Consider the following 23,793-nt stretch of genomic DNA (forward strand, 5'->3'; position numbering starts at 1 on the left):
GCAGTGCCACGAGGAACACCCCTGCAATTCCTTTCATTCCTTCACTCTCGGTTACCTCCCTGCTCAGCAGGCAGTTGGCATGGCTTTCGAAGTTCCAGGGACAGCGCCATCTCCGTGCATCCCACGATGAGATGACCTTCTTGCAGTGATACCTGCATTCCGCTGAACTCGCAGTCGATTACCCGTCCGTTGAAATCGACGGCGTAGCAAAGCGTGCCACCGTTAAGGAACCGTACGACGTGAGACACCGTTTCATGCACTCGGTTGACATAATGCTCCGTCACGTAGGCGATATCCGCAACGGTTACCGAGTCCACAGTGCAGAACCTGCCCCGGCAATATCCTTGGGCGCTGGCCGAGATTTCACTGCCATCCGGATGGCGAACGGTCACGCTCCCATCTGGATCCTGGCGTGCCACCACGCCTTTTGGCATTGCAATGACGCGTGGCGAATCGTTCGGACCAAGCTGGTCGAGCAAGAGCGGGGCGTCTTTGTTCGGGCTCTTTCCGCGAGATTTATCCGAAAACATGCGCCGCTCCTGTGCCAGTGAGAGCCAATGTCTTATTCAGCAGATGCTCTGCGCCGGAGGGCGCGATCAGTTCTCGCGGCCTCAGATAACCGCTGTGGTCCACGCGCAGAAACCCCGCGCGCGAGTCGTGGATGTAGTGGTCGAACAGACGGAGCAGGCCCGGCGACAGCTTGGGGGGATTCACCCAGGCTTCCCAGTAGGCGGCTTCCTCGTCGGACAGCGGCTGGTTCATCGGGCTGCGCGGACCGCCGGCCGCATCGATGGTGCGGTCGTATTCGCTGCGATTGGTCTTCCACAGCTCCGTCAGGTAACTGCGCCAGTTCATCGTGTCCACTTCGACCTTCAGGCGTTCATGAAACGCCTGAATGCGTTGCAGCTGCGCCTGTACTTCCGGGTCGGTCGAACACACGTTCTTGTAGATGTCACAAGGCTTCTGTTCGAAGCGCTCCTTCAGCCAGCCATAGTAGAGGCGCATGTGTCTGAAGATCTGCGCCTCGAGCGTGCCGCCGGCATCGACATGGCTCATGTACTCGTCGAATAGCGCTTTGACGTCCTCGTCGTACTCAAACAGATCGTGGACATCCTTGGAGGCGAGCGACGGCGCAGTGAATGGCACGCCGCTGATGGCACCCTCCAGGCGCATGCGATTCAGTGCGATGCGCGCCAGCAGGTCGGAACGTGCCTGTTCGCCGGGGCGATAGCCGCCGCCGATGTCAGAGTGCACGCCGGGCCAGATCAGCTTTTCAACCGGTGCGCCGCCATCGTGCGCCCGTGTCAGCGGGAAGTAGGCCCGCAGCTCGTGACCGGCCGCGATGTGAAAGCACCGTTCCACCTGATCAGGAATACGCATCCACATGTCGCTATTGAGGTTGTGCCCCGGCAGCCCGACGGACTCGACGGTATCGAACAGACCCAGAAACCGGATATGCAACGGCGCGGCTTCACCATCGACTGCTGTGGGACAAGGCCAGAAGGGCCGGCCGTGCCGCATCTCGCACTGCTTCAGCAGCCGGTTCACGAAAGCACGCGCAAGCGCCGCGCCGCGGGAGAAGCCGAATACGGCGATGTCGATGCGGGTGACTTTGTGGTTACGCCGTAGTGCGAGCCTGAAATTGGCTTCCGCCTCGGCAAGTCGGGCATCGGAACCTAATCCGGCTCCTCCTCCAAACTCCTCGCTGTCACGGATTCTTTCCACCCAGCTTGGATCACCGGCGCCCAGTGGCGTGCCAACGCCCGGGTAGTAGAACGACACAATTAACGGTTCTTCGTCAGCGACATGTCCCTCAAACAGCCGGGAGATGTTGGACATCTTCTGCCGTGGTTTGTCCAATTCCAGATTGTTGCCGGTGCCATCGAAAAAGAAGCTGAACCACGGCTTCTGCTCGCAGGTTGAGCAGGTTGTGAACGCTTCGTCGTGTAGCACCGTGGCGGTCTTGAGTGCCCGATGGAATGTGTCGTGGCTATCGGTAAACCACTCTTGCATCGCTATTCCCCCAAGCCGCGCATCACGGGCGGCCTACCAAAAAATAGTCTGTCTATCCGCGGATTCTCAGGGCCAAAATCGCCGTCGCCGGCGAGCAATTCTGTCTCGATCTCATGGCCGGGAAAGAACCGGACAATCAGATAGCTCGGAAGCTTGTAGTCCCGCTTCGGCATCACCCCTTTTACGACAACGTCCCGTGTAAAGGTCTTCCACTTGGACCTGTCGTCCTGACGTCCGCCGACCTCCCATACAACCCTGATCGTCTGACCGACACCTGGCATCCGGGCGCAGCATCGCCGCCCACTGGTCCCACCTCGCGAGAACTCCGATACATGGGAGCCTCCCACTCCGGAGTTTTTCCCGGAAGTCGTCTGAATCCAGTAGTCGTAGATATAGTCCTCGGTGTAGTTCGCGGCCCACGCCCCCGCCCTGACATCTCTTCCCGACTGGCCCATCGCGCACCCACCGAGCGTGACCAGCACCATCACAATCAGCCCGCATGCAATCCGTCTCATTGCTTCATCCCCCGTTCCGAGGGTGAAGCGAGTTGGTCCAGGACCGGCCATAGCAACGGATCGATACGTTTGCTCGCGCGGCCGGCCTTCAGCTCCTCGTCGGAGATGTACTCAGCCTGAATGGTGGCCGCGGGAAAATCATTCATGAACCGGAGGATGAGGTGCGAGAACTGATTGGGGTCGGCTGGTGCCTGCCCGGTCAGCACAGCCGTTCGCTTGATGTGCTGGTGTTCCCCCATGGTTGGGCTCTTCCAGTAAATCGTTATTGGCGCGCCCGGCTTCGGTAATTCGTAGCAGCACCTTGCTGGCCCTACCCCGCCCGACTCGCGCGCGCGGACGGGTCCCGCAAGCCCGACACGCTCTTTGGCGCCGGTGTCAATGAGCACGGCTGAAACCTCGAAGTCCGTATAGTTGACCATCAGGACGCCGACCTTCTTCAACGAACCGGCTTCAACGTGTTTGGCAGGCTCTGTCGAAACACTGCCGGACGCACACGCGCCAAGAAGCAGCGCAATGGATGACAGCGATATCGTTTTCATGATGATGTGTGGCATGCTGAATTACTCTCCTTTTATTGCGCTGCCCGGCTTCGGGTCTTCAGCGTGCAGCGTGATGGAGACCCCTCGACCGGGTCCAAATTTGACGATTGCCAGACCGGGGTCCCTGGCCTTGGGAAGTTCACCTGTCACCTCGACTTCGACACCACATTCCCAATTCACGTCGGGTGCGATCCATCTGACAGTGGCTTGCGCTCCCGGCAATGGCATCGGCACGGCGGGGACATCCATCTCGACGGGCGCGTGCGTGGTCCCTTGCAGTTCCCCACACAATGAGGACACCTGGTTCACACTGCTGCATTCAAAGTGCAGGCAGACATCGCGCTTGCGATTCTGGTTGCAATTCAGCACCCGCACGCGCATGTGCACGCAACCCTGCTTGCGCAGCTTTTCCTGATGCGCCTGGGTTGCCAGCTCCCCCGCACGCCTCATGGCAATTTCGCGTGCCGCTGGCCAAACGCCTTCATCCAGCGCGGCGTACGCATCGATCAGGGCGGGCCTTGTATTGCGAAGCCGGGTCAGCACGTCTTGCACCGCAGGATGTTCGTCGTAGGCCGCGCCGTAACGAAGCCCGTAGGCGGCATACACGCCAAGATCGATCTTTTCGGTAATGCCATACGACATGGCCTTCTCGACAAGCGAAGTTATGCGCTGCAGTTGCGCACTGGCACGGCTCCCATGCAGTTGCGACGGATCGAATGTTTGCAGCCAGGCGAGCACCTGGGCAGGTGCGCCGGCTCGATCGAGGGCATTCATTACGTCCTTCGGTACGGGAAAGGCGTCCCATGCCGGCGGCAAAGGCAGGTTTTCGCCGGCAAGCTCGACCAGTTCTCCGCACGGATCGCGGCACCACCACGCGAGGAACGGCCCGAACATGTAGCGGCGTGTCGCCTCAGGCAACGCGCCATGCAGCACAGGCAGGTAAGCCGGTTGATGGAAGAAGAACCATGCGTCCACATCGTCCGGCCCGAGCCGTGCGTGGAGCAAGGTTTGCAGATGCCCGATGAGGGCCGCGGCGGGATGTATCGTCCATATCCACGACACGGTTCGGCAATCGTCCACGCTCAGGTTGTTGAGCGAGTGGTACAGGGTGCGGGACGCCACACCGTCCGGCTCTGGGCAGGCAAGCAGGAAGGGCCCGGTTTCCGTGAGGTCATCCAGTCCGGTATCGCTATACAGCGCAAGACGGGTTACCCGTTTCAGGGCGTCCGATAGCCGGAGCTGATCCCGATGGCTGACCGTGGAGGTATCGATCAGGGCGTAAAGCCGCGCCTGAGGATGCGCGGCCTTCAGGTTGGTGTACTGGGCGCGGAACCGCGCCAGCCATGCGTTACGAGCTTCAAGTGGCATGAAAATCTGTCGTCGTGGCGCCCGAGGGCTAGAAGCGTGCAAACGGCATGCCGGTGCGGGCGGCATCCAGGGCGCATGCCGTTGCCGCCGGCTTCGGCAGCACAGGCAGATCGGCGGGGATGCTGGCCGGTCCCTGGCGAACGTGTGCGGCGGCCTTTGAGATGCGGTCGCCCCGTGTCGCGTCCTCAATGCCCGTGCAGGTCAGGCGCAGATAGGACCCTCCGCACTTGAACAGCAGTTCGTCTTTCGCCTCGATGACGACGCGCCCGTTCGAACTGGTAATGGTGGCGTCCTTCTCGGAAGCCATCTGGATGGCCCCGCTTTGCGCCTGTATCTGCACGTCTCCACGCACGGCAAACAACTTGACGCCCATTCGGTACGCGAGCAGCGACAGCACTTCTCCGGCCACGATGGCGACATTCCGCACTGCATTGACGTTGAATCGGCTGGACGTCGTGACGCTCACATCCTTGCCCGCCGCCACCATCACGCGGTCAGGCGTGGCCAGGCCGATACCGTTAGGCGCGGACAGCGCGATAACCGCCCGCTTGAGATCCGCCAGTTCATCCTTCAGCCACTGGTTCTCGGCTTTCATGTCCGCCACTTCCGCCTGGGCGGCCCGCGCAACCTGCGCCAACTCCTGGGCCTGCGCCTGCGTCAATTGGAACTGGTCCATCGCAGGCGTCATGTCGTTCTGCTTGCCCAGCGCCTTCTTCTGCATGTCCGCCGACACGAACAAGCCGCCGCCTGCGCGCACCGCGCCTTGCGCGTCGGTACGCAACTCGAATCCCTCGCCACGCCGCTTCCACTTGCCGTCGACCATATGGCCAAGCGTCAGCTGGGTCTTGCCGGAGTGTTCGGTGGACAGCTTGATATGTTCCTGCCCCTCCCAATCCTCGAGTTCGATCTTGTTGTCGCGCTGCGTGCGGATGACGTTGCGTGACAGCCATCGGTCCTGGTTGGTAATCAGGTCGGGCTGGCAGCTGTTGTGGTGGACATGGGCGATGTACGGCTTGTTCGGATTTCCGTCCCGGAACGCGATGGCGGCCTCTGTGCCATCGATCAACGGGAAATGGAAGCCTGTCTGGAACGCGCCGGCGAACGGCTTCGCCAGGCGCAGCGGCACGCATTCTCCACCGCCTGGCCATGTCTCGAAGTCGAACTCGAAGCGAACTGTGTAATAGCCCTGTGGCGTCAGGTAAGCATACGGATACTTGCTTGGCGACGTGATACGGGCGCTCAGCGTGCCCGGTATCTTCGGCCAGTTGGCTTCATCGAGCGGCAGCCGGAAGCGGCGGTCCGAGGGGATCGATTTGAAGGAATTGCGATAGGCCGCATCACGTGCGCCGCTATGAATGACCTCGATGATGACCTGCCCGTGTGGTGCGTCGGGCAGGTCCTTATCCATCCTGAGGATGCGCGCCGGACGCAGCGCCAGCACGCTGCTTTCGCCTTCATAGACCACCTGGCCGGCAACCTCCGCTTCATGACGCAGCTGCGCCTCCCATTTCGCGCCCGCCATGTCCAGATGATGCGTGCCGAAGACGTAGGGCCGGCCGTAGGTGGTCTTGTCACTGCGCGCGACGTTCGCTTCGCCCTGGATAGGCTCCCACGCCAGATCGGGGTTGTAGTCGGCCACCAGAAACGATTCGGCAACGGCTTTCGCGTGTGTGCGAAGGCCATGAACGGCCTCCACACCGGATTCCAGCCCCGCCGTCTCGCGATAAGGCACATGCAGTTGAGGCTTGTAGATGTAATGGTCAATGTCGTCGCCGAACACCAGAAATTCGCCGAACTCTCCCGGGATGAAATAGCTATAGATCCCTTCCTGCTCCATCAACAGCCGAATGTATGCCCAATCGGACATCTGGTACTGGAAACGGAACTTGTGCTGCGGATACTTGCGCAGGAGCTTGAAAGCGAACTGATGGCCGAGCAGGCCATGGCGTCGCAGGATGGCCTCGATAATTTCCGGCGCGGTCTTGTGCTGATAGATGCGGGTCGCGCGCGTGAGGCGCAAGCGGGCTACGAGCGGCTCCAGGTCTATCTCATACCCGTGGAAGTCCCGCGTCTCGGCCGTCTTGGTGAATCGTGTGATGCAGCCCGCAAACGTGCGGGGTTCCGTCCCGTCCCCGGGATCGATCACGAACGTGGCCGGCTTCCCAACGTAATCGGCGCGGCCCTGCTCCAGCGGGTGGGTCAGTGCGACCGTCACCACATACGGCTCACCTAGCCGCTCCACCGTCTTGAAGGACACCACGGAAAGCGCAGCGGCGCTCAGCGCGCCAGGCACTTCCAGACGATAGGCCTGCCGGCCCGTTTCCCCCTTGCGCAGGGCGCTGCCATCAGACGTCCTTCCTTTGCTCAAATCCGCCACGGTTCCTTGCTCCGTTCTCAAGCCATGCACAGCGTGGTTGCGCTGCGCGGCGCACATTACGCCGTTTTACCTGGGCTGCGAACCTCAATGGCATTGCAATCCACTGCAACATTGAGCGAAGTCAATAGAACCGTGCCACTCGGCCAACCTTTGTGCGCACACCACACGTGACTGGCTCGGGCCCAAAAGAAAAAGGGCGCCCAGCCGGGCGCCCCTTCATCGGTCTTACTAACGGTCAGACAATACTCAAACCGTAGTCTTGGCCTCCTGCGCCCGCAGGCGAATATGCAGCTCCCGCAGTTGCTTCTCGTCCACCGCCGACGGGGCCTGCGTCAGCAGATCCTGTGCACGCTGGGTCTTCGGGAAGGCGATCACGTCGCGGATCGAATCGGCGCCGGCCATCATCGTCACGATACGGTCGAGGCCGAATGCCAGGCCGCCGTGCGGCGGCGCGCCGTATTGCAGCGCGTCCAGCAGGTAGCCGAACTTGGACCGTGCCTCTTCCTCGCCGATCTTCAGTGCGCGGAACACCTTGCTTTGCACGTCCTCGCGGTAGATACGGACCGAACCGCCGCCCATTTCCCAGCCGTTCAGCACCATGTCGTACGCCTTGGCGATGCACTTGCCCGGATCGGTTTCCAGGTACTGCAGGTGCTCGTCCTTCGGGCTCGTGAACGGGTGGTGCATGGCCACCCAGCGCGCGTCTTCCTCGTCGTACTCGAACATCGGGAAGTCGATCACCCACAGCGGCTTCCACACGTCCTCGAACAGGCCGCTCGACTTGCCGAACTCGGAATGGCCGATCTTCAGGCGCAGGCCGCCAATGGCGTCGTTCACCACCTTGGCCTTGTCGGCGCCGAAGAAGATGATGTCGCCGTCCTGGGCGCCGGTGCGCTTCAGGATCTCGGCAATCGCGGCGTCATGCAGGTTCTTGACGATCGGCGATTGCAGGCCGTCGCGGCCCTTGGCCACTTCGTTGACCTTGATCCAGGCCAGGCCCTTGGCGCCGTAGATGCCCACGAACTGGGTGTAGGCGTCGATTTCGCCACGCGAGATCGAACCGCCGCCCGGCACGCGCAGGCCCACCACGCGACCGTTGTCGCTGTTGGCCGGGCCCGAGAACACCTTGAAATCGACGTCCTTCATCACGTCGGTCAGCTCGGTGAATTCCAGCTTCACGCGCAGGTCCGGCTTGTCCGAGCCGAAGCGGGCCATGGCCTCGCGGAACTCCATCACCGGGAACTTGGCGTCCAGGTCCACATTGATAGCGTTCTTGAACACGGTGCGCATCATGTCCTCGAACAGGTCGCGGATCTCCTGCTCGGTGAGGAACGACGTCTCGCAGTCGATCTGCGTGAATTCGGGCTGGCGGTCAGCGCGCAGGTCCTCGTCGCGGAAGCACTTGGTGATCTGGTAGTAGCGGTCGAAGCCCGACACCATCAGCATCTGCTTGAAGATCTGCGGCGACTGCGGCAGCGCGAAGAAGTGGCCCGGGTTCGTGCGCGACGGCACCAGGTAGTCGCGCGCGCCTTCCGGCGTGCTCTTGCCCAGCATCGGCGTCTCGATGTCGATGAAGCCCTGCGCATCCAGGTACTTGCGCACTTCCATGGCCACCTTGTAGCGCAGGCGCAGGTTGTACTGCATCTGCGGGCGGCGCAGGTCCAGCACGCGGTGCGTCAGGCGGGTGGTTTCCGACAGGTTGTCGTCGTCCAGCTGGAACGGGGGCGTGACCGACGGGTTCAGCACGGTCAGCTCATGGCACAGCACCTCGATCTTGCCCGAGGTCAGGTTGGCGTTCTCCGTGCCGGCCGGGCGCGGACGCACCTTGCCAGTGATGCGGATGCAGAACTCGTTGCGGATCTCTTCGGCGGCCTTGAACATCTCCGGGCGATCCGGATCGCAAACCACCTGCACCAGGCCCTCGCGGTCTCGCAGATCGACGAAGATCACGCCGCCGTGGTCACGCCGGCGCTGTACCCAGCCGGTCAGGGCCACTTCCTGGCCGATCAGTTGTTCGGTCACCAGACCGCAGTAGTGAGTACGCATGGAGGACATAGGAGAAATTCCCGGTAATGCGCGGCCGCGAGGCGGCCCGCGCGCAATTCAATGAGTAGGGTTCGAGTCGGCGACCGCAACCGCCGCTTCGGCGGTGTCCGCGGCCTCGGCCGCATCCGCCGAGCGGCCCGGCGTGCCGGGCTTGCGGGGCAGCTCCGTCGGCGCCACTACGCCCATCGAGACGATGTACTTGAGCGCGGCGTCGACGGTCATGTCGAGTTCGATGGTGTCGGCCTTGGGCATCATCAGGAAGAAGCCCGAGGTCGGATTCGGCGTGGTCGGCACGTAGACGCTTACGTATTCGCCCTGGAGGTGATTCTGCACGTCTCCGCCGGGCCGGCCGGTCAGAAACGCGATGGTCCACGACCCCTCGCGCGGATACTGCACCAGCAGCGCCTTGCGGAACGCGTTGCCGGACGACGACAGCAGCGTGTCCGAGACCTGCTTCACGCTGGTGTAGATGGGGCCCACCACGGGAATGCGGCCGAGCAGCATTTCCCACCAGCGCACCAGCCGTTGGCCGATGAAGTTGTGCGCCAGCACGCCCACCAGCAGGATGAACAGCAGCGTCAGGATGGCGCCAAGACCTGGAATGCGGCGCCCGAACAGGTTCTCGGGCTGCCACGCCACCGGCAGCAGGGCCATGCTCTGGTCCATCGTGCCGATGATCAAATTGAGCACCCACAGCGTGATGCCGAGCGGCACCAGCACGAGCAGCCCGGTCAGGAACCAGGTCTTGAGGGCGGAGGTTTTCTTGGCAACCACGGTTTTGGCCATGAGGGTCAGGCGCTGGCGCTGCCGCCCGCCGGGGCGGAAGGCGTCGAAGACGTGGACGTGGACGACGACGAAGCCGACGAACCAGACGAGTCACCGCCCGAGGCCGCCGGGGCCGATGCCGCCGCACCGCCCGTAGCCGCTGGCGCGCTGGCGCCCTTGTTGCCGCCGCTGCCGCCACGGAAGTCCGTGACGTACCAGCCCGAGCCCTTGAGCTGGAAGCCGGCGGCGGTCAGTTGTTTCTTGAAGGACCCGGCAGCGCCGCAGGATGGGCAGTCCGTGAGCGGGGCATCGCTCATTTTCTGCAGCACATCGCGCCCGTGGCCGCAGGCGTCGCAACGGTAGGCATAGATCGGCATGATGGTTCTTTTCGCGGAAATCTGGATTGGGAACAACAGGTGGCAGCGCCGGAGGCCATTTGCAATGGCAATTCGCGGAAAAACACCCGCACGGCGATGCAAAGCCTCGGATTATAAACTGTCGGAGGCCGGTCCACCGCCGGGAAAAGAGGCCATTCACGGCGCCTCAGGTCGTCCATGAGGCGCCTGGCGCCCGTTTCATGGGCGCCGCCGGGGCGCCGGGCCCAGTTTCAGGCCGAGAAGTTAAGCAATATGCACTTCTTTGACGCCCGGCCGCTCGCTGATCCATTGCGGCAGCAGCGAGCCGAACACCATGCCGCTGATCGAGAACAGCAGGCCCACCATCTGCGGCGGCACGGCGGCGTCGGCGAAGGCCACCTCGCAGGTCAGCCACGACGCCAGCCCCAGCAGGATGGCCGCCAGCCCGCCCTGGCGCGTGGCGGGCTTCCAGAACAGCCCGAACGCCAGCGGCACGAAGGACGACACCAGCGTCACCTTGTACGCGTTTTCCACCATGTGGAAGATCGACAGGTGCGAATTCAGCGCGAACAGCGTCACCAGCGTCGTGAAGACCAGCACCACGGCCTGCATCACGCGCAGGAACTGCTTGTCGGTCAGATGGCGGAAGTACGGCCGCAGGATGTTCTCGGCGAAGGTCACGGACGGCGCCAGCAGCGTGGCCGACGCGCAGCTCTTGATGGCCGACAGCAGCGCGCCGAAGAACATCACCTGCGCGAACATCGGCGCATGGGTCAGGATCAGCTGCGGCAGGATCAGCTGCGAGTCCGTGTTGATGTATTTCTCGACCATGCCGGGGTCGATCATCGTGGCCGAATAGGCCAGGAACATCGGGATGAAGGCGAAGAAGAAGTACAGCACGCCGCCCAGCACCGAGGCGCGCCCGGCGATCTGCTCGGTGCGCGACGAGGTGACGCGCTGGAACACGTCCTGCTGCGGAATGGAGCCCAGCATCATCGTGAACAGCGCCGCCGCGAAGCCGATGATCTGCACCAGGTCCAGCGACGGCAGGAACTCGAACTTCCCGGCCGCCGCCGCGTGCGACACCACCGCCGTCACGCCGCCAGCCTGCCCGCTGACCTCGTAGCCGATATAGAGCATGCCGACCACGATGATGATCATCTGGATGAAATCGGTCACCGCCACCGACCACATGCCGCCGAACAGCGTGTAGACCAGCACGCTGGCGGCCCCGATCATCATGCCGGCGTCCTGCGACAGCGCGCCGTCGGACACCGTATAGAACACCAGCCCCAGTGCCTTGATCTGCGCCGCCACCCAGCCGAGGTAGGACACCACGATACATAGCGTGGTCAGCACTTCGGCCACCCGCCCGTAACGGTTGTGATAGTAGTCGCCGATGGTCAGCAGGTTCATCCGGTACAGCGGCCGGGCGAAGAACAGGCCCACCAGGATCAGGCAGAGCGAGGAGCCGAACGGGTCGGACACCACGCCGGAGAGCCCCTCCTTGAGGAACACGGCCGGGATGCCAAGCACGGTTTCGGAACCGAACCAGGTGGCGAACACCGTGGCGGTGACGATATAGAACGGCAGGCTGCGGCCGGCCACGGCGAAGTCGGCGGTGCCCTTGACGCGCAGCGCCGCCCACAGGCCAATGCCGACCGAGATAACCCAATAGACGATGACGAACCAGATCAGCATGCCGCTGCCCTATCCCAGATTTCCGAAGTTGCGGAGAAATGCCGGCGGATTATAGCGATGCAGACCCGACGGGTCGAAAAAAAATCCCCGGGCGCGGCGAAATCCCCACGCCGGTGCGGGAAGCGCCGCATGGACGACTTGAAAACGGCTCAGGAACGGCTCGGGGGCGGCTCGGGCTGGATTCAGGCCCGGCGGCGCCAGACCTGCCAGCGCTCCTGCCCGGCCGCGAAGACCGGCAGCGGTGCGGCGGACGGCCGATCCTCCACCAGTTCGAAGGCCGGCGCCAGCAGCCCGTCCAGTTCGGCGCGGGGCATGGCGAACGGGGGCCCGCTGCGCGTCTCGCCTATATAGAAGTAGCCGGCCAGCAATCCGCCCGGCGGCAGCAGCGCCGCCACGCGGTCGGCATAGGGCTGGCGCAGCGCTGGCGGCAGCGCGCACAGGAAGGCGCGCTCGTAGATCAGCTGGCACGGCGGCTCGGGCGTGAAGGCGAAGAAATCCGCCTCCCGCACCACCACGGCGGCAGCCCCGAGCACCCGCCGTGCCGACGCCACCGCCTCGGCGGAAAAGTCGATGGCCGTCACCGGCCAGCCGCGCGCGTAGAGCCAGCCGGCTTCCCAGCCGTTGCCGCAGCCCGGCACCAGGGTCGGACACGGCGCCAGGCCGGCCGCGAAGGTCTCGAACTCGGCCGGTACCCCCTGGGCGTCCCAAGGCGTGAAGTGCCGCGCAAAGCGCTCGTCCCAGAAGGCCGCATCCGCGGCGTTGCGGGTCTCGAATTCGCGTTTCGGGGCGCTAGACATCGTATTCGTCCGATGCTTACCAGTAGCCGGCCCAGGCCAGCGCCTGCACCAGCACGATGCCGGCCAGGAAACCGCCAACCAGCATCAGCGCCGTGGACAGCCGGCGGTTAGTGCGCCGCTGCTCCACCACCAGTTGCGCCAGCAGCCGCTCCTGCTCGCCATTGTTCTGGAGCGCGCGGCGTTCCAGGAACTGGTGCGCCAGGCGTGGGAAGTCAGGCAGCATCTTGGCCCACTGCGGCGCCTCCACCTTGACCCGCTCCCAGGCGCCCTGCCAGCCCACCTGCTCGTACATCCACTTTTCGAGGAACGGCTTGGCGGTCTTCCAGAGATCGAGTTCCGGATCGAGCTGCCGGCCCAGCCCTTCGATATTGAGCAGCGTCTTCTGCAGCAGCACCAGTTGCGGCTGGATCTCGACGTTGAACCGCCGCGAGGTCTGGAACAGCCGCATCAGCACCATGCCAAGCGAGATCTCGCGCAGCGGCTTGTCGAAGTACGGCTCGCAGCAGGCGCGCACGGCCGACTCCAGCTCCTCCACGCGCGTCTCGGCCGGCACCCAGCCCGACTCCACGTGCAGCAGCGCCACGCGGTGGTAGTCACGTCGGAAAAATGCGATGAAATTCTGCGCGAGGTAGTTCTTGTCGAACTCGGACAGCGCGCCGACGATGCCGAAGTCCAGCGCGATATAGCGCCCGAACGTTTCCGGCTGGATCGACACGAGGATGTTGCCAGGGTGCATGTCGGCGTGGAAGAAGCCGTCGCGGAACACCTGCGTGAAGAAGATCTCCACGCCCTCCTCGGCCAGCTGGTGCATGTCCACGCCGGCCGCCTTCAGCGACTCCATGCGCGAGATCGGGATGCCGTGCATCCGCTCCATGACGAACACGTTGCTGGTGCACCAGTCCCAGAACACTTCCGGCACCAGCAGCAGCCCGCTGTCGATGAAGTTGCGGCGCAGCTGGCTCGCGTTGGCGGCCTCGATCATCAGGTCGAGTTCGTCGTGCAGGTACTTGTCGAACTCGGCCACCACCTCGCGCGGCTTGAGCCGGCGGCCATCCACCCAGACGCGCTCGAGCCAGGTCGCCATGTCGCGCATCAGCGCCAGGTCGCTGTCGATCACGGGCAGCATGCCGGGCCGCAGCACCTTCACGGCCACCTCGCGGCCATGGTTCGGGCCCCCGCGCAGCGTGGCGAAGTGCACCTGCGCGATGGACGCGCTGGCCACCGGCGTGTGCTCGAAGTTCTCGAACAATTCCGAGAGCGGCCGGCCGAGCGACTTCTCGATGATCTTGACGGCCAGCACCGGGTCGAACGGCGGCACCTGGTCCTGGAGCATCGCCAGTTCGTCGGCGATGTCGGGAGGCATCAGGTCGCGGCGGGTGGAGAGCACCTGCCCGAACTTGACGAAGATCGGCCCGAGCGCGGTCAGCGCCATCCGCAGGCGCTCGCCGCGCGGCTGCTCCAGCTTGCGGCCGATGGTGATGACCTTCACCAGCAGCTTGATGCGCCGGCTCTTGAAGCCGGACAGCACGAGTTCATCGAGCCCGTAATACAGGATGACAAAGACGATCTTGCAGAGACGCAGAAGGCGGGTCATGCGGGTTCTTTACGGTGCGGAGGCACGCCACGCGCGCAGGCGGGGGCGCAGGCAAAAGGGAAAGAGGACGACGGCCGGGCCATCAGCGGTGCGCGGACGGCAGCTTGCCCGGCGCGGCCGGCTGGCGTTCCAGCCGTTCCAGCCGCTTTTCCAGCCGTTCGAGGTCGTCGCGCAGTCGCGCCACGTCATCGGCAAAGCCGTCCAGCGCGGCGTGGCGCACGAGCGTCGGTTGTTCGTCGAGCAGGTATTCCGTCACATTGTCGAGCAGCGCGCGGCCCACGCGGGTGGCGTTGCCGTGCACCTGGCGCGCGCCATCGACTACACGTTGCGCCACGCTGTCACTGACCGGGCCGCCCATTACACCGCGCAGCGCCCGCGACAGGTCTTCGGCGGCGTCCCAGCGCAGGTTGCGGGCCAGCGTGGACACGGCGTTGGCCAGTTCCGCATCGCCTTCGATCCGCACATGGCGCATCGCGGCGGCCTGCCCGCCCTCGGCCACGTCGGCCACCACCAGCGGCCATTGCTGCAACGGCACCAGCAATGTCACAGCCGGCGCCTCGGCCACCGGGGCCTGTTCGATGCAGCCCTGTTCGGTCACCTTCAGCCCCAGCGCGAAGGCGGCGGCATCGAAACGGATCACGCGGCCGGCAAAGGGCGACAGCAGCGCGCAGGCCCACGGCTCCTGTTCGATCAGGTGATTGAGTGCGGCGACGATCGGCGCGGCCAGCGGGGAAGGCAAGGCGTTCATGGCGAGCGGTCTGCGGAAATCGGGCAATAAAAAAGGCCCACGCGCGCGTGGGCCTCCATTCTAAGCTACTCGCCCGCCGCATCCGCGGAAGCGGCGGGGAGATTACGCTCAGGACTCCTGCTGAATGCCGGCCAGCAGCCAGCCACCGTTGCCGCTGGTGGCCTTGGCCAGGTTCCAGACCTCGGCGAACGGCTGCGCCGGCTCGCCCGCGCGCTCGCGCATCATGCCGGCGTAACGCACGCTGGCAATGTGCTGCGTGGGCGTGTCCTCGATGCCCAGCAGTTGGGCATCCAGCGTCACGACGTCGGTCTTGTTGACTTCGGCGCCACGCTCGGCCAGATCCATCTTGATCTCGGCGAACATTTCCGGCGTGGTGAACTCGCGGATGTCCTCGAGATTGCCGGCGTCCCAGGCGGCCTGCAGGCGCACGTAGTGAACCTTGGCATTGCGCAGGAAGGCTTCGGTGTCGAAGTCAGCCGGCACGCCCCACGGTTGCTGCGGTGCAGCAGCCACGGCGCCGGCAGCAGCGCCACCCATTACCGGGTTGGCCGCCGCGCCGCCGTAGGAGGCGGGTTGCGCCGGCTGCTCGGCCTGACGGAAGGTCGGCTCGGCGGTGCGCGACAGGTCATTGCCGCCGAAACCACCCTGGCCGCCCTGGTTGCCCATGCCGGCGTAGGCCGGCTGCTGGCGGCGCGCTGCGCCACCACGGAACTTGCGGATCAGCCAGAAGGCCAGCAGCGCAATGCCGCCGATCAGGATCAGGTTCGACAGGAAGCTGGCAGCCGCCCCGCCCAGCCCGAAGTGCGAGAGCAGGTAGCCAAGACCCAGGCCGGCCGCCAGGCCGCCGAGCATGCCGCCCCAGTTACGCTTGGGTGCAGCAGCCGCCGCACCGCCGGCCGCGCCAGCCGTGGCCGGTGCTGCCTGGTTGGGTTGCTGGGCCGGTTGCTGCGTCGGCGATTGCTGGGCCGGCGCCTGCTGGCGTTGCTGCGTCACGGAGGACGACTGCTTGCCAACACTGCGCGAGCCGCCCAGCCGCTTGGCATTGGCGTCCAGTGCGACCCCCAGCGCCAGCGTCGCGATCAGCGACGCGGCGAGGAATTTTCCACGAAAAGAAGACATTTTCTGCGATCCCCTGTCAGTTTCGGCCATCCAAGGCCGAACATGGCGAATTAGTACTTACGCCCGACGTGGAGCGCCACCACTCCGCCCGTCAGATTGAAGTATTCGACCTTTTCGAGCCCCGCATGTTCCATCAAGCGTACAAGTGAACCCTGGTCTGGATGCATTCTGATCGATTCTGCGAGATAGCGATAGCTCGGGGCATCCCCAGCCACCCGCTCGCCCAGCCACGGCAAGACCTTGAACGAGTAAACATCGTAGGCTTTTTCCAGCGGCTTCCAGACCTTGGAGAACTCCAGCACCATGACCTTGCCGCCCGGCTTCACCACGCGGCGCATCTCGGCCAGGGCCTTGTCCTTGTGGGTCATGTTGCGCAGCCCGAACGCCACCGTCACCAGATCGAAGTAGTTGTCCGGGAAGGGAATCCGCTCGGCGTCGCACAGCGCCACCGGGGTCACCACGCCCTTGTCGAGCAGGCGGTCGCGGCCCACGCGCAGCATGGATTCGTTGATGTCGGTCAGCCAGACCTCGCCGGTCGGGCCAGCCCGCTTGGCAAACGCCTTGGCCAGGTCGCCCGTGCCGCCGGCGATGTCCAGCACCTTCTGGCCCGGGCGCACATTGGCCTGGGCGATGGTGAACATCTTCCAGAGCCGGTGCATGCCGCCGGACATCAGGTCGTTCATCACGTCGTACTTGCTCGCGACCGAATGGAACACGCCGGCTACCTTGCCGGCCTTCTCCGTTTCGTCGACTTTCTCGAACCCGAAGTGGGTCTCGCTCATGTCTGGTACTCCAGGTGCGGATATATATATAGATATAGACGGGGCTTCAGTGGTGATGGCCGCAGGCATGACCGCCGCCGGCCGCCATCGGCGCATCGCGGTCGACGCCGGCGGCTTCGAGCCGCTTCAGGTAGTCGGCCCACAGCGCTTCCTGCTGGTCGCCCAGGCGATACAGCAGCTCCCACGAGTAGATGCCGGTGTCGTGGCCATCGTCGAAGCGGATCAGGATCGCGTAGTTGCCCACGGGCTCCACCGCCGCGATGCCCACCTCGCGCTTGCCGGTCTGGAGCGTTTCCTGGCCCGGGCCATGGCCCTGGACCTCGGCGGAGGGCGAATACACGCGCAGCAACTCGAACGGCAGGCGCCACGCGCGGCCATTGTCGAAGCCGATTTCCAGCACGCGCGACTGCGTATGCACGGTCAGCGCGGTGGGATGGGGGGTGTCTTTCTCTAGGCCAGCCATAGTAGGGTCACGCGGGTAGCGCGTCCAGGGTGTCTTGTACGACCCGATAGCTTACTCCACCGCCCATGCCTTGCCCATTCTGGGGGCCGGCGCCGCTCTCGTCGCGTTCGCCGGTCGGCCCCACGGGCACGTAGCGCAGCCGCCGGTCATGGAAAGCGGCCACGGTACTGCGGTGCGCGATGCTGACGATGGTGGCGTCCGGCAGGCTGTCGACCATCAACTGGTACATGGCGGCCTCGGTTTCCTCGTCGAGCGCCGCCGTGGCCTCGTCCAGGAACAGGAAATCGGGCTTCTGGAGCAGCGCGCGGGCGAAGGCCAGCCGCTGCTGCTCGCCGGGCGAGAGGCGCAGCGACCAGTTATCGAACACATCGAGCTGGCTCGCCAGCATGGCCAGCCGGGCCTGGCGCAGCACGTCTTGCAGCGACTCGCACGAGTGCGCCGTGCCGGCGTCCGGGTAGGCCAGCGCATCGGCCAGCGTGCCGATCGGCAGGTAGCTGCGCTGCGGCAGGAACAGCAGGCGCTTGCCCGGCACGGCGATGCGGCCGTTGCCGTAAGGCCAGATCCCGGCCAGCGCGCGGAACAGCACGCTCTTGCCGCAGCCGGACGGGCCGCTGACCAGCCACCGCTCGCCCTGCCCGATCGACAGCGAGAACGGCGCCACCAGCGGCCGCTGGCGCGGGTGGGTGGGATGTTGCGGATCCACGCCCTCGTCGTCCGGGCTCTTGCCGCCGCGCACCGGCAGCGCCAGGGCGAGGCCGGTCAGGTCGATGCCGTCCTGGCCCTCCGCCACCACCACCTCGATATCGCCCGGACCCTCTTGCGTCAGGTCCTGGCGCTCGGCCACGCGGATGGCGTCCTGGAAGTCGATCAGACGGTTGGCGGCGGCCTTCCAGCCGACCAGCGTGGCGTAGCTGTCCACGAACCAGGACAGCGCGCCCTGCACCTGCCCGAAGGCGGAATTGATCTGCATCAGCCCGCCCAGCGTGAGCTTGCCGGAGAAGTAGCGCGGCGCGGCCACCAGCAGCGGGAAGATGATCGCGAACTGGCCGTAGCCCGAGTTCACGAAGGTCAGCCGCCGCGTGTAGCGCATCAGCTGGTTCCAGTTCGCCCGGATCCGTTCGAAGCGGGCGCGCAGCCCGGCCTGCTCGGTCGGCTCGCCGCGATACAGCGCCACCGGCTCGCTGTTCTCGCGCAGGCGCACCAGCATGAAACGGAAGTTAGCTTCGTACTGCTCCTGCTGGAAAGAGAGGCCGATCAGCGGCCGGCCCACGAAGTGGGCAATCAGCGAGCCGATCACCGCGTAGCCGGCGGCGAACCAGACCATGTAGCCGGGAATCGTCAGCTCTGTGCCGCCCAGCACGAAGCTGATCGGCCCGGACACCACCCAGAGAATGCCGATGAACGACACCAGCGTGACCACCGAGTTCAGCAGCCCCATGGAGAGCGTCAGCGCCCCGTCGGTGAACTGGCGCAGGTCGTCGGCCAGACGCTGGTCGGGGTTGTCGGTCGAATGGGTCTGTTCGATGCGGTAGTACGCCTGATGGCCGAGCCAGCGCTGCATGAAGACGCCGGTCATCCACGTCCGCCAGCGCATCTGCAGCATCATCTGGTAGTACTGGCGCGAGATTGCCAGCACGATGAAACACGCTGCGATCCACGAGAATCGCAGCAGCAGTTCCTTGAACGAGACGAAGTCGCGCTGTTCCAGGGCGTTGTAGAAGACCCGGTTCCACTCGGTCAGCAGCACGTTGATATAGACGATGCCGAGATTGAGCGCGACAACCAGGAGCAGCAGCCCCAGCCCCGCCTTGCGGTCTTCGGATTTCCAGTAAGGCTTGATCAGGTCCCAGGTGGCCGCCAGGCGCAGCCGGCTCTGGATCTTGAGGGCCTCGGCCGGGACGGCCGGGCCGGGCACGGTGACGGACGACGGTGTGGAAGACATGGTGGCGCAGGTGTGGCCCACCGCCGTTCTGGCCGGCGGGCGTGTTGTTGTTCGACGGAGGTCAGACGTCGCCGCCCCGTGGCGGGTTCCGTGCCGCCCTCCGGTCAGTCAGCCATGCTCGGTTGTTATCGCAGTCAGACAATCAGTCAGCGGAGGGGATGACGGCCAGCGCGGTGCGCAGCGTCGGCAGCCGCAGGGCCAGCTCGCCGATGCGCGCCGGCTCCGCCGCGCGCTGGGGCGCCGCCCAGATCGCCTCCGGGAAATGCGTGTCCCAGCGGTAGCGCGGAATGATATGCCAGTGCAGGTGCGGCACCATGTTGCCGAACGCGGCCAGGTTGACCTTGTCCGGCGTCATGACCTCGCGCACGGTGCGCTCCACCCGGGCCACCAGCCGCATCAGCCAGGCCTGGTCGGCATCGTCCAGATCGGTCAGCTCGGCGGCGTGGTCGTTCCAGACGATGCGGCAGAAGCCGGGATGCCGCTCATGCTCGACGAGGATCACGCGGGCGCGATCCCCCATCCAGACCAGTTCGCCGCCATCGGCTTCGCACAGGGGGCAGTTGGGGAGTCGCGTCATGGTATCCGCCGGAGTCCGCTGGCTGCCTTACACCAGCACGCGCTCGATACCGCCGGCGTTGGCGCGGGCCACGTACTCGGGCAGCCAGTTCTCGCCCAGCAGGTGCTTGGCGATCTCGATCACGATGTAGTCGGCCGTGACCGAGGCGTCCTCGTTGTAGCGCGACAGCCCCTGCAGGCACGACGGGCAGCTGGTCAGGATCTTCACGTCGCCGGTGAAGCCGTCCGTGCGCAGCTTGTCGGCGCCCTTGCGCATTTCCTCTTCCTTGCGGAAGCGGACCTGCGTGGAGATGTCCGGGCGCGTCACGGCCAAAGTGCCGGATTCGCCACAGCAACGCTCGTTCTTCTCGATCTTGCCCGCACCGCTGCCGCCGTTCCCGCCCATCAGGTCATTGACCAGCTTGGTCGGGTCCATCGTCTTGATCGGGGTGTGGCAGGGGTCGTGGTACATGTAGCGCGTACCGGTCACGCCCTCCAGCTTCACGCCCTTCTCGAGCAGGTATTCGTGGATGTCGATGATGCGGCACCCCGGGAAGATCTTGTCGAATTCATACCCGGCGAGCTGGTCGTAGCAGGTGCCGCAGCTGACCACCACGGTCTTGATGTCGAGGTAGTTCAGCGTGTTGGCCACGCGGTGGAACAGCACGCGGTTGTCGCTGACCATCTTCTCGGCCTTGTCGTACTGGCCGTTGCCGCGCTGCGGATAGCCGCAGCACAGGTAGCCCGGCGGCAGCACGGTCTGCACGCCCACGTGCCACAGCATGGCCTGCGTGGCCAGCCCCACCTGCGAGAACAGCCGCTCCGAGCCGCAGCCCGGGAAGTAGAACACCGCCTCGCTCTCGGCCGTGGTCAGCTTCGGGTCGCGGATGATCGGCACGATCTCGTTGTCCTCGATGTCCAGCAGCGCGCGGGCCGTCTTCTTGGGCAGGTTGCCCGGCATCTTCTTGTTGATGAAGTGGATCACCTGCTGCTGCACCGGCGGCTTGCCCACCGTGGCCGGCGGGTGCTGGGTCTGCTTGCGGGCGAACTTCTTCAGCACCTCGTTGCCGAGCCGCTGGGCCTTGTAGCCGAGCCCGATCATCGCCGTGCGGGTCAGGTTGATGGTCTGCGGGTTGGTCGCGTTCAGGAAGAACATCGACGCCGCGGTGCCCGGGTTGAACTTCTTCTGGCCCATCTTGCGCAGCAGGTTGCGCATGTTCATGGACACATCGCCGAAGTCGATCTTCACCGGGCACGGCGTCACGCACTTGTGGCAGACCGTGCAGTGGTCGGCCACGTCCGAGAACTCGTCCCAGTGCTTGATGGACACGCCCCGGCGCGTCTGCTCCTCGTACAGGAAGGCCTCGATCAGCAGCGAGGTGGCCAGGATCTTGTTGCGCGGGCTGTACAGCAGGTTGGCGCGCGGCACGTGGGTGGCGCACACCGGCTTGCACTTGCCGCAGCGCAGGCAGTCCTTCACGCTCTCGGCAATCGCGCCGATGTCGCTCTGCTGCATGATGATGGACTCATGCCCCATCAGGCCGAACGACGGCGTGTACGCATTGCGCAGGTCGGCGCCCGGCAGCAGCTTGCCCTTGTTGAAGCGGCCCTGCGGGTCCACGCGCTGCTTGTAGGCGCGGAATTCGCCGATCTCGTCCTCGGTCAGGAACTCCAGCTTGGTGATGCCGATGCCGTGCTCGCCCGAGATCACGCCGTCCAGCGAACGCGCCAGCGCCATGATGCGGGCCACCGCGCGGTGGGCGTCCTGCAGCATGGCGTAGTCGTCCGAGTTCACCGGGATGTTGGTGTGGACGTTGCCGTCGCCGGCGTGCATGTGCAGCGCCACGAACACGCGGCCGCGCAGCACCTGCTTGTGGATCTTCTGCGCCTCGTCCAGGATCGGCTTGAACTCGCCGCCATTGAAGATCTTGCGCAGCTCGGCACGGACCTCGCTCTTCCAGCTCACGCGGATGGTGCGGTCCTGCAGCAGGTGGAACACGTTCGCGTCCGGCTGCTGGTGCAGGCGCTCCTCGAGCGCCGGGCCGAGCAGGCCCAGGCCGTGGCCGATCAGCGCGGCGCGCGCGGTGGCGAGCGGCACGTCCAGGTGGTCCTGCAGGTAGCGCCAGCGCGCACGCACCTCGCGCAGCAGCGTCAGCGCGTGCTGCACGCGGTCTTCCAGCAGTTCGGCGCTCGGAATCTCGTTGGCGTCGTCGCTGCGGCCCAGCGGCAGGTTGCCGCGCGCGAAGAACGCTTCCAGCTCGTCGGCCAGCTTGAGCTTGTTCTTGATCGACAGCTCGATATTGATGCGCTCGATGCCGTCGGTGTACTCGCCCATCCGCGGCAGCGGAATCACCACGTCCTCGTTGATCTTGAAGGCGTTGGTGTGGCGTGCGATGGCAGCCGTGCGCGAGCGGTCGAGCCAGAACTTCTTGCGGGCCTCCGGGCTCACCGCGACGAAGCCTTCGCCGCTCTTGCCGTTGGCCATGCGGATCACTTCCGAGGTGGCGCGCGCCACGGCGTCCTCGTCGTCGCCGACGATGTCACCGATCAGCACCATCTTCGGGAAGGCGTTGCGGCGGCTCTTGGTGGCGTAGCCCACGGCGCGCAGATAGCGCTCGTCCAGGTGCTCCAGGCCGGCCAGGATGGCGCCGCCCTCGCGCTTGGACTCGCCGTCCAGGTAATCCTTGATCTCGACGATGCTCGGAATCGCATCGCGCGGCTGGCCGAAGAACTCCAGGCAGACCGTGCGCACGTGCTTGGGCATGCGGTGCAGGATCCAGCGCGCGCTGGTGATGATGCCGTCGCAACCTTCCTTCTGCACGCCGGGCAGGCCGGCCAGGAACTTGTCCGTGACGTCCTTGCCCAGCCCTTCCTTGCGGAACTTGCGGCCCTCGATGGCCAGCGTCTCGGTGCGCAGCACCTTGTCGCCCGGCGCGCGGTTGCCGTCGGACCACTTCAGTTCGAAGGTGGCCACGGGCACGTCGTGGATCTTGCCGAGGTTGTGGTCCAGGCGCGTGATCTCGAGCCAGTTGCCCTCGGGATCGACCATGCGCCACCAGGCCAGGTTGTCGAGCGCGGTACCCCACAGCACGGCCTTCTTGCCGCCGGCGTTCATCGCCACGTTACCGCCGATGCACGAGGCATCGATCGAGGTCGGGTCCACCGCAAAGACGAGGCCGGCCTTGTCAGCCGCGTCCGCCACGCGGCGCGTGACCACGCCGGCGCCGGAGAAGATCGTCGCCACCTTGTGGTCCACGCCGGGCAGGTCGGTCTGCTCGACCGGGCCCAGCTGCTCGAGCTTCTCGGTGTTGATGACGGCCGAGAACGGCGTCAGCGGCACGGCGCCGCCGGTGTAGCCGGTGCCGCCCCCGCGCGGGATGATGGTCAGGCCGAGTTCGAAGCAGCCCTTGACCAGGCCGGCGATCTCTTCCTCGCTGTCCGGAGTCAGCACCACGAACGGGTATTCCACGCGCCAGTCGGTGGCGTCGGTCACGTGCGAGACGCGCGACAGCCCATCGAACTTGATGTTGTCCTTCTGCGTGACCTTGCCCAGCACGCGTTGCGCGCGCTTGCGCAGCTCGTAGGCATCGGCAAATTCCTGCTTGAACGACTCGATGGCCTGCTTGGCGAAGGCCACCAGCTGCTCCACCCGGTGCGAGCGGTCCTCGGCGGCCGGCTCGGCGTGCTCGGCACGGTCGGCGGCGCGGCGCTTCTCGATCTCGCTCAGGCGGTGGTGCAGCGCGCTGACCAGCATCTGGCGGCGCTTGGGGTTTTCGAGCAGGTCGTCCTGGAGGTACGGATTGCGGCGCACGACCCAGATGTCGCCGAGCACTTCGTACAGCATCCGTGCGGAGCGGCCAGTGCGGCGCTCGCCACGCAGTTCATCCAGAATGCGCCAGGCTTCCTCGCCCAGCAGGCGGATAACGATCTCGCGGTCCGAGAAGGACGTGTAGTTATAGGGGATCTCACGCAGGCGCGCGGGGGCGTCCTGTGCGGCGAGCTTGGCATCGAGCACGAGTGGGGCGTTCATGGCGGGACCGCTTCCTGCTGCGCACGGGGACAGTGCGCGATTGTCGTTCATTGAAGCGCGATTGTACTGCAACGGCCCGCTTC

General features: G+C 65.1%; 19 protein-coding genes. All 19 read right to left on the reverse strand.

Features of this window, described 5'->3' with window-relative positions; genetic code table 11:
• Window positions 1-41: 41 nt before the first annotated feature.
• A complete protein-coding gene (locus KHO18_RS23365; protein ID WP_144197180.1) occupies window positions 42-530 on the reverse strand; it encodes a hypothetical protein in 489 nt (162 codons plus the stop codon).
• A complete protein-coding gene (locus KHO18_RS23370; protein WP_211943972.1) occupies window positions 517-2,013 on the reverse strand; it encodes a T6SS phospholipase effector Tle1-like catalytic domain-containing protein in 1,497 nt (498 codons plus the stop codon). The genes KHO18_RS23365 and KHO18_RS23370 overlap by 14 nt, the downstream gene beginning before the upstream one ends.
• Before the next feature lie 2 nt (window positions 2,014-2,015).
• Window positions 2,016-2,528, reverse strand: coding sequence for a DUF3304 domain-containing protein (locus tag KHO18_RS23375; RefSeq protein ID WP_244845032.1), 513 nt, complete (start codon window positions 2,526-2,528; stop codon window positions 2,016-2,018).
• Window positions 2,525-3,082, reverse strand: coding sequence for a DUF3304 domain-containing protein (locus KHO18_RS23380; RefSeq protein ID WP_144203205.1), 558 nt, complete (start codon window positions 3,080-3,082; stop codon window positions 2,525-2,527). Before KHO18_RS23380 ends, KHO18_RS23375 begins: the two co-directional genes overlap by 4 nt.
• A 6-nt stretch (window positions 3,083-3,088) precedes the next feature.
• Complete coding sequence (locus KHO18_RS23385; RefSeq protein WP_211943973.1) at window positions 3,089-4,435, reverse strand: DUF4123 domain-containing protein; 1,347 nt, start codon at window positions 4,433-4,435, stop codon at window positions 3,089-3,091.
• Between the two features lie 28 nt (window positions 4,436-4,463).
• On the reverse strand, window positions 4,464-6,812 hold the full coding sequence (locus KHO18_RS23390; protein ID WP_244845034.1) for a type VI secretion system Vgr family protein: 2,349 nt from the start codon (window positions 6,810-6,812) through the stop codon (window positions 4,464-4,466).
• Between the two features lie 246 nt (window positions 6,813-7,058).
• Window positions 7,059-8,867 (reverse strand): aspartate--tRNA ligase, encoded by a 1,809-nt coding sequence (gene aspS / locus KHO18_RS23395; protein WP_144203196.1) that lies wholly within the window; start codon window positions 8,865-8,867, stop codon window positions 7,059-7,061.
• A gap of 48 nt (window positions 8,868-8,915) precedes the next feature.
• On the reverse strand, window positions 8,916-9,632 hold the full coding sequence (locus tag KHO18_RS23400) for a DUF502 domain-containing protein (RefSeq protein ID WP_144203193.1): 717 nt from the start codon (window positions 9,630-9,632) through the stop codon (window positions 8,916-8,918).
• Window positions 9,633-9,649: 17 nt separating this feature from the next.
• Entirely contained in the window at window positions 9,650-10,000 is a 351-nt protein-coding gene (locus tag KHO18_RS23405; RefSeq protein ID WP_144203191.1) for an FmdB family zinc ribbon protein, read from the reverse strand.
• A 243-nt stretch (window positions 10,001-10,243) separates the two neighbouring features.
• Window positions 10,244-11,680 (reverse strand): high affinity choline transporter 1, encoded by a 1,437-nt coding sequence (locus tag KHO18_RS23410; protein WP_144203188.1) that lies wholly within the window; start codon window positions 11,678-11,680, stop codon window positions 10,244-10,246.
• Window positions 11,681-11,862: 182 nt separating this feature from the next.
• The gene (locus KHO18_RS23415) at window positions 11,863-12,477 is read right to left on the reverse strand and encodes a methyltransferase domain-containing protein (RefSeq protein WP_144203185.1); all 615 of its coding nucleotides are present in this window, start codon (window positions 12,475-12,477) and stop codon (window positions 11,863-11,865) included.
• Window positions 12,478-12,493: 16 nt separating this feature from the next.
• The gene (gene ubiB / locus KHO18_RS23420; RefSeq protein WP_144203182.1) at window positions 12,494-14,071 is read right to left on the reverse strand and encodes a ubiquinone biosynthesis regulatory protein kinase UbiB; all 1,578 of its coding nucleotides are present in this window, start codon (window positions 14,069-14,071) and stop codon (window positions 12,494-12,496) included.
• 82 nt (window positions 14,072-14,153) lie between these two features.
• Window positions 14,154-14,819, reverse strand: a complete 666-nt coding sequence (locus tag KHO18_RS23425) for a ubiquinone biosynthesis accessory factor UbiJ (protein ID WP_144203180.1) — start codon at window positions 14,817-14,819, stop codon at window positions 14,154-14,156.
• 108 nt (window positions 14,820-14,927) lie between these two features.
• Window positions 14,928-15,938 carry a Tim44 domain-containing protein gene (locus tag KHO18_RS23430; RefSeq protein WP_144203177.1) on the reverse strand — a complete coding sequence of 337 codons (1,011 nt, stop codon included), beginning with the start codon at window positions 15,936-15,938 and terminating at the stop codon, window positions 14,928-14,930.
• A gap of 50 nt (window positions 15,939-15,988) precedes the next feature.
• Complete coding sequence (gene ubiE / locus KHO18_RS23435) at window positions 15,989-16,720, reverse strand: bifunctional demethylmenaquinone methyltransferase/2-methoxy-6-polyprenyl-1,4-benzoquinol methylase UbiE (protein WP_144203174.1); 732 nt, start codon at window positions 16,718-16,720, stop codon at window positions 15,989-15,991.
• A 46-nt stretch (window positions 16,721-16,766) separates the two neighbouring features.
• Window positions 16,767-17,183, reverse strand: a complete 417-nt coding sequence (locus tag KHO18_RS23440) for a gamma-butyrobetaine hydroxylase family protein (RefSeq protein WP_144203171.1) — start codon at window positions 17,181-17,183, stop codon at window positions 16,767-16,769.
• A gap of 7 nt (window positions 17,184-17,190) precedes the next feature.
• Window positions 17,191-19,125 carry an ABC transporter ATP-binding protein/permease gene (locus KHO18_RS23445; RefSeq protein ID WP_144203169.1) on the reverse strand — a complete coding sequence of 645 codons (1,935 nt, stop codon included), beginning with the start codon at window positions 19,123-19,125 and terminating at the stop codon, window positions 17,191-17,193.
• A 142-nt stretch (window positions 19,126-19,267) separates the two neighbouring features.
• Window positions 19,268-19,702 carry an HIT family protein gene (locus KHO18_RS23450; protein ID WP_144203166.1) on the reverse strand — a complete coding sequence of 145 codons (435 nt, stop codon included), beginning with the start codon at window positions 19,700-19,702 and terminating at the stop codon, window positions 19,268-19,270.
• 27 nt (window positions 19,703-19,729) lie between these two features.
• Complete coding sequence (locus KHO18_RS23455) at window positions 19,730-23,710, reverse strand: DUF3683 domain-containing protein (protein ID WP_211943974.1); 3,981 nt, start codon at window positions 23,708-23,710, stop codon at window positions 19,730-19,732.
• Between the last annotated feature and the right edge of the window lie 83 nt (window positions 23,711-23,793).

It is taken from the genome of Cupriavidus campinensis, from assembly GCF_905397395.1.
GTDB classification, from domain to species: Bacteria; Pseudomonadota; Gammaproteobacteria; order Burkholderiales; family Burkholderiaceae; genus Cupriavidus; species Cupriavidus campinensis.

What these genes read in the sequence shown, in the direction of transcription:
- KHO18_RS23365 (WP_144197180.1), bottom strand. Translation starts at nt 530, where the DNA reads ATGTTTTCGGATAAATCTCGCGGAAAGAGCCCGAACAAAGACGCCCCG.
- KHO18_RS23370 (WP_211943972.1), bottom strand. Translation starts at nt 2,013, where the DNA reads ATGCAAGAGTGGTTTACCGATAGCCACGACACATTCCATCGGGCACTC.
- KHO18_RS23375 (WP_244845032.1), bottom strand. Translation starts at nt 2,528, where the DNA reads ATGAGACGGATTGCATGCGGGCTGATTGTGATGGTGCTGGTCACGCTC.
- KHO18_RS23380 (WP_144203205.1), bottom strand. Translation starts at nt 3,082, where the DNA reads ATGCCACACATCATCATGAAAACGATATCGCTGTCATCCATTGCGCTG.
- KHO18_RS23385 (WP_211943973.1), bottom strand. Translation starts at nt 4,435, where the DNA reads ATGCCACTTGAAGCTCGTAACGCATGGCTGGCGCGGTTCCGCGCCCAG.
- aspS (WP_144203196.1), bottom strand. Translation starts at nt 8,867, where the DNA reads ATGTCCTCCATGCGTACTCACTACTGCGGTCTGGTGACCGAACAACTG.
- KHO18_RS23405 (WP_144203191.1), bottom strand. Translation starts at nt 10,000, where the DNA reads ATGCCGATCTATGCCTACCGTTGCGACGCCTGCGGCCACGGGCGCGAT.
- KHO18_RS23410 (WP_144203188.1), bottom strand. Translation starts at nt 11,680, where the DNA reads ATGCTGATCTGGTTCGTCATCGTCTATTGGGTTATCTCGGTCGGCATT.
- KHO18_RS23415 (WP_144203185.1), bottom strand. Translation starts at nt 12,477, where the DNA reads ATGTCTAGCGCCCCGAAACGCGAATTCGAGACCCGCAACGCCGCGGAT.
- ubiB (WP_144203182.1), bottom strand. Translation starts at nt 14,071, where the DNA reads ATGACCCGCCTTCTGCGTCTCTGCAAGATCGTCTTTGTCATCCTGTAT.
- KHO18_RS23425 (WP_144203180.1), bottom strand. Translation starts at nt 14,819, where the DNA reads ATGAACGCCTTGCCTTCCCCGCTGGCCGCGCCGATCGTCGCCGCACTC.
- KHO18_RS23430 (WP_144203177.1), bottom strand. Translation starts at nt 15,938, where the DNA reads ATGTCTTCTTTTCGTGGAAAATTCCTCGCCGCGTCGCTGATCGCGACG.
- ubiE (WP_144203174.1), bottom strand. Translation starts at nt 16,720, where the DNA reads ATGAGCGAGACCCACTTCGGGTTCGAGAAAGTCGACGAAACGGAGAAG.
- KHO18_RS23440 (WP_144203171.1), bottom strand. Translation starts at nt 17,183, where the DNA reads ATGGCTGGCCTAGAGAAAGACACCCCCCATCCCACCGCGCTGACCGTG.
- KHO18_RS23445 (WP_144203169.1), bottom strand. Translation starts at nt 19,125, where the DNA reads ATGTCTTCCACACCGTCGTCCGTCACCGTGCCCGGCCCGGCCGTCCCG.
- KHO18_RS23450 (WP_144203166.1), bottom strand. Translation starts at nt 19,702, where the DNA reads ATGACGCGACTCCCCAACTGCCCCCTGTGCGAAGCCGATGGCGGCGAA.
- KHO18_RS23455 (WP_211943974.1), bottom strand. Translation starts at nt 23,710, where the DNA reads ATGAACGCCCCACTCGTGCTCGATGCCAAGCTCGCCGCACAGGACGCC.